General features: G+C 27.3%; 6 protein-coding genes and 11 tRNA genes. All 17 read right to left on the reverse strand.

The features are described 5' to 3' along the window. Nucleotides 1–50: 50 nt before the first annotated feature. Nucleotides 51–2,744, reverse strand: coding sequence for a magnesium-translocating P-type ATPase (gene mgtA, locus AAHM84_RS03815; RefSeq protein WP_342258609.1), 2,694 nt, complete (start codon nucleotides 2,742–2,744; stop codon nucleotides 51–53). A gap of 219 nt (nucleotides 2,745–2,963) precedes the next feature. Continuing rightward, a tRNA-Ile gene (locus tag AAHM84_RS03820) sits at nucleotides 2,964–3,040 on the reverse strand. Nucleotides 3,041–3,153: 113 nt separating this feature from the next. Continuing rightward, nucleotides 3,154–3,229 (reverse strand) — tRNA-Phe (locus AAHM84_RS03825). A 5-nt stretch (nucleotides 3,230–3,234) separates the two neighbouring features. After that, a tRNA-Asp gene (locus AAHM84_RS03830) sits at nucleotides 3,235–3,311 on the reverse strand. Between the two features lie 4 nt (nucleotides 3,312–3,315). After that, nucleotides 3,316–3,391 (reverse strand) — tRNA-Met (locus tag AAHM84_RS03835). A 7-nt stretch (nucleotides 3,392–3,398) separates the two neighbouring features. After that, nucleotides 3,399–3,491: transfer RNA gene (locus AAHM84_RS03840), tRNA-Ser, on the reverse strand. A 45-nt stretch (nucleotides 3,492–3,536) separates the two neighbouring features. Next, nucleotides 3,537–3,613, reverse strand: a tRNA-Ile gene (locus tag AAHM84_RS03845). Nucleotides 3,614–3,638: 25 nt separating this feature from the next. Continuing rightward, nucleotides 3,639–3,715 (reverse strand) — tRNA-Met (locus AAHM84_RS03850). Nucleotides 3,716–3,720: 5 nt separating this feature from the next. Beyond that, a tRNA-Ala gene (locus tag AAHM84_RS03855) sits at nucleotides 3,721–3,796 on the reverse strand. Nucleotides 3,797–3,822: 26 nt separating this feature from the next. Next, nucleotides 3,823–3,899 (reverse strand) — tRNA-Pro (locus AAHM84_RS03860). A gap of 41 nt (nucleotides 3,900–3,940) precedes the next feature. Further along, nucleotides 3,941–4,017: transfer RNA gene (locus tag AAHM84_RS03865), tRNA-Arg, on the reverse strand. Between the two features lie 167 nt (nucleotides 4,018–4,184). Beyond that, a tRNA-Cys gene (locus AAHM84_RS03870) sits at nucleotides 4,185–4,259 on the reverse strand. Between the two features lie 171 nt (nucleotides 4,260–4,430). Then, nucleotides 4,431–7,562 (reverse strand): spermidine/putrescine ABC transporter permease/substrate-binding protein, encoded by a 3,132-nt coding sequence (gene potCD / locus AAHM84_RS03875; RefSeq protein WP_342258610.1) that lies wholly within the window; start codon nucleotides 7,560–7,562, stop codon nucleotides 4,431–4,433. After that, nucleotides 7,529–8,536 carry a spermidine/putrescine ABC transporter permease gene (potB, locus tag AAHM84_RS03880; protein WP_342258611.1) on the reverse strand — a complete coding sequence of 336 codons (1,008 nt, stop codon included), beginning with the start codon at nucleotides 8,534–8,536 and terminating at the stop codon, nucleotides 7,529–7,531. Before potB ends, potCD begins: the two co-directional genes overlap by 34 nt. After that, on the reverse strand, nucleotides 8,529–9,584 hold the full coding sequence (potA, locus tag AAHM84_RS03885; RefSeq protein WP_342258612.1) for a spermidine/putrescine ABC transporter ATP-binding protein: 1,056 nt from the start codon (nucleotides 9,582–9,584) through the stop codon (nucleotides 8,529–8,531). The genes potB and potA overlap by 8 nt, the downstream gene beginning before the upstream one ends. Before the next feature lie 57 nt (nucleotides 9,585–9,641). Next, nucleotides 9,642–9,767, reverse strand: a complete 126-nt coding sequence (locus tag AAHM84_RS03890; RefSeq protein WP_339029741.1) for a hypothetical protein — start codon at nucleotides 9,765–9,767, stop codon at nucleotides 9,642–9,644. Between the two features lie 125 nt (nucleotides 9,768–9,892). Beyond that, complete coding sequence (locus AAHM84_RS03895) at nucleotides 9,893–12,304, reverse strand: glycoside hydrolase domain-containing protein (protein ID WP_342258613.1); 2,412 nt, start codon at nucleotides 12,302–12,304, stop codon at nucleotides 9,893–9,895. Between the last annotated feature and the right edge of the window lie 115 nt (nucleotides 12,305–12,419).

Raw genomic sequence — 12,419 nt, forward strand, 5'->3', positions numbered from 1 at the left:
TGGTAATGTTTAATGATAACAAAAAAAACTTAAACATAAGTTTAAGTTTTCTATAGTCATTCTTTAAATATTCTTATATATAACATTTTTACAGCTTGTGCTAAAAGCATATATGCTGCAACAAAGCTTAATGCAATTGGTAAGAATGATCATTTTGGTACGCCCATTTTCATACCATCACTAATTGCATCAATACTCATAAATCCATATGGCACAATTATGGCCATAGAACAAACAAAGATTGTTGACACTGTAACTTGTCATGAACCATTAGATTGAATAAATGGAATTTTTTCAGTTCTATACATTTGCATTACTGCAGTTTGTGTCATTAACCCAACAACAAATCAACTACCATTAAATATTTCTAATCCACCTTCACTAGGAGGTTGTACTCCAGCACCTATTCCTGGATTAACAATATGATATCCATATAATAACACCAAGAATGTTGAGATGTCAAATATTGAACTTACAGGTCCATTTATGACTGTAAATCATATTATATTTTTTGTTTTTAATGGTCGAGGTTTATCAGTAAATTTACTATCTACTTTATCAAAAATAAATGCAAACATTACTATATCATATAATAAATTTTGAGTTAACAAATGCAATGGTTGCATTGGCTCTGACATTGTTAAAAATAAAGCAACCAGAACACTAAGAACATTACCAAAATTTGAAGCAATTGTAACTTTAATATATTTTAAAATATTAGCTAATGAAACTCTTCCTTCATGAACTGCATGACTAATTGGAAGTAATGATTCTTCCATTAAAATAATATCTGCAGCTTCTTTGGCTATATTTGATGCTTCATCAAAAGAGATTGCAACATCTGATTCTCTTAAAACCGGAGCATCATTTATTCCATCTCCCATAAATCCTACAACATGTCCTTGCTCTTTAAGAGTTTTTATTATTGTTGATTTATGTATCGGACTTAATTTAACAAAAACATTTCCCTTACGAACTGTTTTATGAAGTTGATCTTCATTCATTGCTTCAATTTCTTTTCCTGTATATAATTTTTCAATTTTAAAATCTACTTTAGAACAAATAGCTCTAGTAATAATTTCATTATCACCTGTAAGAATTTTTGTTGAAATTCCTTTTTCAGCTAATTCCTTAATAATTTTTTTTGATGTTTTTTTTGGTTCATCAAAAAAAGTACCAAAACCATAAAATACTAAATCTTCTTCAATATCTTCATCTTCCAATTCATTATGTGCAATTCCAATAACTCTAAATCCATCATTATTATAATCATTAGATTTTTTCATAATTTTATCAATGTGATCTTGTTTTAACTTTACTATTTCACCATTTATATAAATACGATCACATACTTTTAAAACTTCTTCAATAGCTCCTTTTGTAAAAATTTGTTTTTCTCCGTTTTTTGAAAGGATTACTGATAATATTTTTCTTTGAAAATCAAAAGGTACTTCTCACTCCTTTGAATATTCATCAAGATTTGGCATACTAATCTTTTTACTTAATAAAACGGCTTGGTCAATTGGATTTTGAAATCCTGTTTGGAAATAACTATTTAAATATAATATATGTTCAATCATTTCATTCTTTTGACTTTTTATATCAAAAACATGATCAAGATTAATTTCTCCGCTTGTGATTGTTCCTGTTTTATCAGTACATAAAATATCAATAGCTCCCATATTTTGAACAGCATTTAGATTTTTTACTATAACATTTTCTTTTTTTATTTTTGAATAACCCCTAGAAAGATTTGCAGTAACAATTACTGGTAACATTTCTGGTGTTAATCCTACCGCAATTGATATTGCAAATAATGCTGCTGAAAGTCATCTTTGATCAATTGTTGCTGGTCTCAACCCAAAAACTAAAAAGACTATTGGTGTAACTGCTAACATAAATGAAATTAGCAGCATTGTAATTTTTCAAACTCCTTTTTCAAAAGAGTTTTTACTTCTTTTTTCTGTAACTTTATCATTAATTGCAGAAAAGAAAGTTTTCTGCCCAGTTTGAATTACCAAACAAAGTGCAGAACCAGAAACCACTTCAGTTCCCATATAACATACATTTTCATACTCTAAATAATTTTCCTTATTATTTATTATTTTCTTTTGTACTGGGAAAGATTCTCCTGTTAAAGAAGATTGATTTAAATATAAGTTATTTGATCAAATAACTTTTACGTCAGCTGGAATTAAATCCCCATTTGAAACATATATTAAGTCACCAGGAACAAGTTCTGATGTTTCAATTTGCTCACTTTCTTTAATTAATTTTATTGAATTTGCATTATCAATATCTTTAATCTCAAAGTCAACATCTCTAATGACCTTTGTCATATGTTTATTTTCAAACGTCATTTTTTTAATAACGTGAAATGATCTAATTTCTTGAACAAAATAAATAGTTCCACTAATTATAATCATTGTTAAAACTAATAATGCTCCAACAAGATCTGATAGTTCTGGATCTGTTGCATATTGATAGAAACTGAATGTATCAATTACAATCAATATTAAGTTAAATGGACTGAAAAATGCCTTAATAAAAGACAAAACATAATTAAATTTTTTCTCCTTTAGTAAATTATCTCCAAATTTATTTTTTTGAGCTTCTACCTGTTCTTCTGATAAACCAAAGTTAGAAATCTCTAATTTTTTTAAAGTTTGTTGCTGATCTAAGTCAACAAACTTTGCTAGTTGATTATTATAATTGTTATTTACTTTTTTATTTTTAGTTTTCATAACATAGTTCTCCTTATTTATGAAAGCTAACTTATAATCTTATTTTGACAATACAAAAAAAAGCGATAAATTAGCATTACTTCTTATCTTGCTTTGAATAATTAAACTTCGTACCTGTTCGGAAGGAATACTCATATTTACCACCTCTCTTTAAATCTTTAATTATTATACATATATAAAATAAAAAAAGACACCTTAATGGTATCTTTAAAATCTAAATGGTCGGAATAAGTGGACTTGAACCACCGACCTCACCCTTATCAGGGGTGCGCTCTAACCAACTGAGCTATACTCCGTAAAACAATATTAATTATAAAATATTACCTTTTAAAATTCAATAAAAAAGCATTTTTAATTAAAAATATTTCATTAAAAAAACGTCATTTAATGACGTCTATTATTCATTTAATGGTGGTTTTGGACGGAATTGAACCGCCGACACATTGAGCTTCAATCAATTGCTCTACCAACTGAGCTACAAAACCAATAATGGCGACCCCAACGGGACTCGAACCCGTGATCTCCTCCGTGACAGGGAGGCGCGATAACCAACTTCGCTATGGGGCCAAAATGGTTGCGGGGGTAGGACTTGAACCTACGACCTTCGGGTTATGAGCCCGACGAGCTACCAACTGCTCCACCCCGCGATAAAAATGGCGGAAGATGAGGGATTCGAACCCCCGCTCGGGTTTCCCCGACTCTCGGTTTTCAAGACCGACCCCTTCAGCCAGGCTTGGGTAATCTTCCGTATTTTGTTTTGCCCCATCCTGATCATTATAGAGTCATCATGAATGGTGGACCTTATTGGACTCGAACCAATGACCATCCGGTTATGAGCCGGATGCTCTAACCAACTGAGCTAAAGGTCCAAAATAATAAAAACAATAAAATATATGGTAGCGGGGAAGAGACTTGAACTCTTGACCTCCCGGGTATGAGCCGAGCGCTCTAACCAACTGAGCTACCCCGCCATATATGGTGGACCCGAACGGGTTCGAACCGTCGACCCCCTGCGTGCAAGGCAGGTGCTCTCCCAGCTGAGCTACGGGCCCATATATAAAAAATATTAAATTATAAATGGTCGGGAAGACAGGATTCGAACCTGCGACCCTTCGGTCCCAAACCGAATGCTCTACCAAGCTGAGCCACTTCCCGAAGTATGAATATTTAATAATATTCATGGTAATTTTCAATAATGGCGCGCCCTAAGGGACTCGAACCCCTAACCTTTTGATCCGTAGTCAAACGATCTATCCAATTGATCTAAGGGCGCATTTTTGTGTGAAAACAACCAAAAATATTATATTACAATTTGTAAGTTTTTTATCAACTTTGCATAAAATTGACAATATTTATTATAGCAAATAAAAAGATAATTTGTGTCTTTTTACAAAAATAAATAAAATAAAAAGAAGTATTTAAACTCCTTTATTTCAATAATGGAGGTACCAGTCGGAGTCGAACCGACGATCAGGGAGTTGCAGTCCCATGCCTTAGCCTCTTGGCTATGGTACCATTACCTAAATGATTATACTAAAAAAAATAAAGGAATTACAAACATAATACCTTTGATTATAAAAAATATTAGCTTTAGAGATATATTTAAAAATCCTTTTAAATTACAAATTTATTTAATAATTTTAATATAAAAAAATATGCACTAATATGCATATTTTTTACAATTAATTAATGTTTAGTTGAAATTATCTGATTGAATTTATCAACTAAGTAATTGTCAAATTTTTCATCAAAACTAAATGAATCTCCTTCTTGAGGCGTAAATCATTTCTCTCATTCATCGCCTTTTGTCATTCCATATTCTAATATCTCTTGAAATCCAGTAGGCATCCCAGTTTCATCAACAAGAGCCTCTTGAGAATCTCTACTATAAATAAAGTTTATAAAAGCATAAGTTGCTTCTAACTCTCTATTTCCACTTGAAATAACAAGATTATCACTTCATAGATTTGTTGATTCTTTTTTAACTTCTTTATCTAAGATTTTAATATTTTTATGTGTTAAATCTTTTCTAGGTACTTCTGATATTATTGTAAAGTCAAAATTATTTGATTGAACCTCTTCTCGATTGACTATTAAGTTATCTTCTTCAACTTCACTTTCATAGTCATCTTGAGTTGCATAAATTAAATCTCCATTATACATTACTGCAATATCAAAATCTTTATCATGAACTTTATCTTGAAGTTGATCTCCATATAATCCTACATTTCTATAGCTTACAAGATTTTTAATTTCATTTGACACATTATCAATTTGTTGCTGTTTACTTAATGCAACATTACTAACTGTAAGACCATCTTTTGCCTCGACATTTCCATATAGCTTTTCAAAACCATACATAAATACATTTTTAGGGTCTTCATTTAATGCAAGATTAAATCCAGCTTCTGCACCTTTTCATAAGATGTCCCATGATAATTTATTAGGATCTATTTCATAAAACATGCTTTTTTGATTTATTTGTTCTGTGAATATATTTTGCTCCTTTAAGAAATTTACTAATTTTGTATTTTCCTTAAATTGACCATTCACCATATCCCCTAAGTTAAATACAATTCTAACATCTCCTCAAAATCAAGGAATTGAGTAATCTAATAAGTTAGAAGAAATATCATCAGCATCTTTGAATTTATGATTTTCATGAGCGTCTAAAATATTGCAATTATAGTGTAATATTTCTTTCTCTATTTCGTCCTCTTGAAATAAAGTATCTTTACAAACTTTTGAGCTAGGATTTTCAATTGGATTTTCAATTGTTTCAACTTTATCTCAATCAATTTTTTGTAAAGCACCTTCTGTAGCTAATTTTTCAACCATGTAATCACTTGGCACCATTATGTCATAGTTAAATGTGTATGTTTTATTATATAGAGACTCATTTGAATCATATTGTTGATAGTTAACTTTATACCCTGTTTCTTTTTCAAACTTAGTAATTAAATTAACATCAATATAACTTCCTCAATTTCCAATTACTAAATCATAAATATTATTCATTACATATGCTGTTGTTAATAATGAAAATGAGATTAATAGAGCTGAACCCATAGTAAGTTGCTTTCAGTTTCTTTTAATTCATCTATTTGACTTAGGAACATAAGTTTCTTCTAATACATCAGGAAAATACTTATCTTTTTTAGCTTTAACATAATTATTAACTTTTTCTAATTTTTCCTCTTTTAAATCTAACTTAGAGTTAATTGATTGAGTTGCTTCTTTAAGTTTTTCTTCTCTAATTTTTTGCAATTCAGCTAACTTAGATGAGTAACTTTCATCATCCTTATTTAATAAATTAATTTGCTTATCTATAGAATCCACTAGTGAGATTTTTCTAAATACTTTTTCTTTAATTAATTTTAGTTGCTCATATTTTTTTCTTGATTTTTCTTCATTTTCTTTTTGTAATAAAGCTAATTTTTCAATAGTCATCCTTAGTTTATATTGATTTCTTCCCTCAAGTAAACTATCTCTTTTAATAGAAAGTTCCTTTATTTTTTTATTGTATCAAGAAATTTCATTTGAGTTTGGATACTCTAAACTTGCTAACTCTTCTTTTAAATCAATTACTTGTTGACCAATTTCCAAAGCCTTATCTTTATCATTTTGATTTCTTTCATTAATTCATTCAATTTCTTTTTCGTACTTATAAATCTTTCTTTCTAATTTACTCAAAACTTGCTCAAATTTTCTTACTTTTTTCTCATTTGTCATTTTTTTAATTTTTAATTCAATTTGTGATTTCTTAATATTTAACTTTTTAAATATTGTAAAATATCTTTTTTCTGTTTTAATTTCTGATGAAATTAACTCTTTCTTTCACTCTAATTTACTAATTTTTTTATTGTTGTTTTTACTATTTAATAACTTAAATTGAATTTTAAGCAATTTAAATTTAGCCAAAAGTTTTAAATTTTTAGTCTTTTGTGTTCTAGTACCAGTTGAAAGACAACTTTGAAGATACTTAATTTCACTTTCAATTCTACTAATAACTTTTATTTTATATTCACCTTTTTTAATTTGAACTTTCACATCTTTTGATTTCTGTAAAGCAATTTGAATTATATTTCAAATTAAAACTATAAGCACAATTGAAGCTACCAATAAAGTTCCAAAAGCATTTATATAGGGTTGCATTCTTTTAGCAGTATAAATAAAAGTAGATACGTTAGTTTGTCCTCCACCAGTAAAGTAAGAAATAATAAAATCATCAAAACTCATTGCAAAACAAATTGCTGCTGCTGTAATAATACAAGGTGTTAAAATTGGAAGAACAACTTTATAAAAAGTTTGTCTTTGATTTCCACCAAGATCTTTAGAAGCTTCAAGAATGTTTTTATCAATTCTGTTCATAAATGGAAGAACTGTAATAATTACATAAGGCACATTAAAAGAGATGTGCGCTGCAATTAAAGTAACAATTCCAAATTTTAATCCTGCAAGAACAAATAATAACATTAATCCTACTGCAGTAATAACATCAGCATTTACCAAAGGTATATTTGCTATCCTTACTCAATTATCTGCTGATCTCTTTTTAATTTTTGTCAATCCTACAACAGCCATCATACCAATTAGTAGTGACATTATTGTAGAAACCATTGCCACAAATAATGATACAGTTATTGATTTCATAAATGGAGAGTTATTAACTAAGGCACTATATCACTCCAAGCTAAATCCACTTCAACTTGTAACACTACTACCAGAGTTAAATGAAAATATAATCATCACTGCAATTGGTACATAAATAAATAACATCATTATTAAGAAGTAACTTGATTTGATGAATTTTTTCATTTTTTTGACCCCCTAACTTCAAATTTATTTGAAATTAATTTCATAATTCCCATAATTGCAAATAAAAGTAATGCCAAAGCAATTGCTATTGTTGCTCCAAAAGTGAAATCAGTTCCTCTAAAGAAATAGTTTTCAATAATTGTAGTAATTAAATTTATTTTTCCATCACCCATATATCTAACAATTAAAAGCGATGTAGCCGCTTGAATTAATACTAATGTAAATCCAGCAAAAACCCCTGGTAATGATTGTCTAAAAGTTGTATGTCAAAACGCTTTTGACTTACTTGCTTTTAAGTCCAAAGCAGCCAAATAATAGTTTCTATCTTGATTTTCAATTGCATTATAAATTGGTGATATAGCAAATGGTAAAAACATATAAACCATTCCAATAATAACTGCTATTGGTGTTCCCAAAAAACTTGGAGAGATCACTAAGAATAAACTTCGCAATCCAAGAATTTTTAGTATCATACTTATTCAAATTGGTAATGTAACAAGTACTCATACATTTTTTGCTAATAATTTATTTTTTAATTGAGCCATTATTAAAGCAATTGGATAAGCACAAGCGACGCATATAATACTTGCTATAAATGCATACAATAACGATAAAAATAAAACATATAAAATTGACCCTGATGTTAAAAGCTTAACAAAGTTTGAAAAATCAAGTTTAAATTTAATACTATTACCAGTTGCTTCAATTATTGAGAAAATAATTATTCCTAATAATGGAAGCACAACTAAAAATCCCATTACAACCATAAATGGTAACATTATCGGTCAAACTTTTGATTTGATTCCTTTTACGATTTTAAATTCCTGAATTTTTTCCTTTAATTTTATTTTTGGTATTTCTGTTTCTATTTCTGTTCCTTCGGATTCTATATTTTCAATATCGTCTAATTCTTTTTCGACTTCAACATTATTTTTTTCTTCTATAATGTTTTTTTCGTTATTTAAATTATTCATCTATCTCTTTTCACATAATATGTAAATCGTCGGGATTTCATTTAATAGAAACTTCTTTATCAAAATCATGGAATTCAGTTGTGTGTACAATATAACTTCTACTTTTTGCTTTAATAGTGATTTCATAATGGACACCTTTAAATATAATATTTTCAACTATACCATTAAAGAATCCTTTGTCTGGTTTTTGAATTTTTAAGTCTTCAGGTCTTAAAACAATATCAATATTTTTTTCATTTTCTCCAAAACCTTTATCAGTACATTCAAATTCTTTGCCATCAAATTTAACTTTTAAGTCTTTTATAAATTCACCATCTTCAATAACATTTGATACACCAATAAAATTAGCCACTCAGTTATTTTCTGGTTCATTATAAATTTCTTCTGGAGAACCAATTTGTTGAATTGCTCCATCATTCATAACAACTATTCTGTCACTTAAAGTTAAAGCTTCTTCTTGATCATGGGTAACTAAAATAAATGTTATTCCAATTTCTTCTTGAAGCTCTTTTAGTTCATCTTGCATTCTTTTTCTTAATTGAACATCAAGAGCTGACATAGGTTCATCCAAAAGTAGAATTTTTGGTTTCAAAATAAGTGCTCTAGCAATTGCAACACGTTGTTTTTGACCACCACTTAATTCATGAACCCTTTTATTTTCCATACCTTCTAATGAAAATTTTTTGATATATTGCATTACTTCTTTAGTTATCAAATCTTCTTTAACTCTTTTAACTCTTAGTCCATAAGCAATATTATCGTAAACATCATAATGAGGGAAAAGTGCATAATTTTGAAAAATTGTGTTTATTTGTCTTTTATTACTTGGAATTGGAGTCAGATCTTTTCCTTCAAATAATAAATCACCAGAGTCTTGTTTTTCTCTTCCCCCAATGATATTTAAAGTAGTTGTCTTACCACACCCAGATGGTCCTAAAAGAGTTATAAACTCTCCTTCTTTAATATTAAAACTAACACCTTTTAAAACAACTTTTCCATCATAACTTTTAGTAAGATTTCTAATCTCTAAAATATTATTGTTGTTCATAATATGTCTCCTTTTAAAAAAATATTAAATTTTTAACGCGTAATTTATTAAAACTAATTACGCAATCAGGAGGAGCATTTCAGTCTCTAAGACTTTTTCAAATCATTCTACACGAGTAATTACTACATTAAATCATTCAGAAATTAAGTACTGATTAATATTTATTATTGCTTGTAATTTCATAGTAATTCTCCTTTAATTTTTTATAACATTATTATATATATAATAATGTTAATTTTTTTATAAACTTCAAATAAATACTAAAAAAGATTTTATTAGTAAAATCTAATTTCAGTAACTACATTATTTTAAAAATTATAGTTTCTAATCAACCAATTTATATAAGTAGCTTGACCTGATAAACTGTTACTTGAAAAGTTATTATTATAGTCATAATAATTTAAATTTCATTTTTCACTAACATATCTATTTTCATCATTTGTAGTGAATTGCAGTATATCTTTATAATCAATATATTCATAATTATCATTTAAAATAACTTTAGCCTTATTTACAAGGTTAATTCCTTTAACCATGTTAGTATATCTTAAACTGTCTAGCATTTCATTACCATCTCCAGGATAAATATAAAACGAGTCTCCCGGCTCTTTTGTTGCATCTAAAACTTCAGCATCTAATGAAATATCATTTTTATAACCATCTACTTGATATCTGTCATAACCATCAGCTCCAAGTTTACTTGAAAATAACATAGCTCATAACATTTCATATCCATTACTATTTAAATAAGTAGCTGGATAATTATTTCATGAAGAGTATATATGAGTTTTTTTATTCTGAGAGTTTCTCTTATTAAAGTATTTAATTAAATCATCTAGTTTTTCTTTGCTTTTACTAAACTCATAAATAAATTCTCTTTGTTGTAAAGTAACATAGTCATAAACATCTAAACCCTTTTCAAGTCCCTCAAAATCCTCTGACTCTAATTTAAATTCTCAGCCACCATATAAATGACTTTTTCAGAAATCTTTATACGTATCATTTATCTCTTTAAAAATATTTATTGATAAATTATTTACTTCTTCTGAAAATTCATCATATGAATAATAAATATTCATATCTTTATAAATATCATTATTTTTACTTGCATGAATTGCAAGTTGATCACGCAGTAGCGGAATCATTTGATTTATAATTGCAATTCCATCTTCTGTTATTTCCCCTTTATTATTTACATATAAACTATTTGCAGAAACCTGATAAGCTCTTTGATCAGAATCTTTAACAAAGAAATTAAACATATTAGATGAGCCTCTTGAACCAATAGGTATTAAGATATTTTTAACTCCACTATCTTTTAAAAATTTAACATATCTATCAAAAACCTTAAATTCTAACTTTCAAAAACCTTTATTATTAGTTTCCATAAATATATCTTCTAGATTATCACCCATGAATTCATTTATAATATTTTTCTCTCCTTCATTAGGAGTAAAAACATACTTTATAAAATTACCCAAACCAAAATTAGGCACTGAAATACTTTCATAGTTCGAATTTTTAGACATTTCCTTTATTTTTCTGCCCAAAATGTTATCTCTTGTAATTAAAGGATTGACTTCCAAATATTTTGGAAGAGTTCTAGTGATATCATCAACTATTGCATAATCATAATTACCAATAATTTTTGTTGCTTTAGATTCAGTAGTTAATAATCCTAATTTTTCTAAATTATTTTCTTTATAAAAGTCAATATTTATATAATCAATTTGCTCACCTGCAGTTGTGACATATTTATAAGTTTTTGATTTTAATCAAACTCTTATAAATTCATCCTTTTGCTCTATTTTATATACCTCAGAATCTTTTGGTAATAAAGGATTTTCACTTTTAATTATTTTTTTTAAGACTTCATAATCATCAAAATCTATATTATCTCCTTCGTTATAGTCAATTTTTCTTTTTGTAACTACTTCATTTAAATTTTTTAAAATAAACTTTGAAGAAGTATTTGGGAAAAACATTGCACTAGATCCAAAATTTGAAGTTTTATACTGTAAATTATCATTAACTTGATATTCTTTATCAATGATAATTTCCTTTTGAATATCATTAATACTATAACTAATTTTAATTTTTAATGAACCTTCAACAGCTTTATCATTACTAATATATCTAATTAATATTGGTTGAAAGCTCAAAGGCATTTTATTAAAATTATTTTCATTAGATACTTGATCAAATGTATAAAACTCTCCAAGGGGAATTAAATCATTGTTTGCAATTGTAGTATTATTATTTTTAATTGGATTAACAAAATGAGCTGAAACATTAATATCTTCATTATCATTTAAAATCTCAACATTAATATTTTTTACAACATCCACATTAATATTTTTAAATAAAATAATTTGTTCTTCAACAATATCATTTTTTCAAAGCTTTATTTTATTATTATAAATTTTTGTTCTTTTAACATTTTCTTCATCTCCATAAAAAGTATATTTATTGTTATTCTTTTTATAAGTAGCATAATTGAACTCTGTTTCACCAAAAAAATAAGATAATTCATTAGAGTTTTCTAACTCTTTCTTATCTTCTTTATTTAAAGGTCCACTTTGTCAAACAGCTAGTTGCTTATTATTAATGATAATTTTTTCATTATTTTTTAAGATAATAAATGTCATTGCAGTAACGATTGAAGTTATGAATATTAGACTCATAAAAATAATTATTATAATCTTTGGTTTTGTTTTCATTTTATCTCCTTATTGAAATAAAATTATTACCCTTAGTTTTAACCATCGAAAATTCTAATTTGTTAATAAACTATAAAATTCAAATAAAAATAGTTTTATTTGAATTATTACCCTT

The organism is Spiroplasma endosymbiont of Dioctria linearis, assembly GCF_964030865.1.
Taxonomy (GTDB): domain Bacteria; phylum Bacillota_I; class Bacilli_A; order Mycoplasmatales; family Mycoplasmataceae; genus Spiroplasma_A.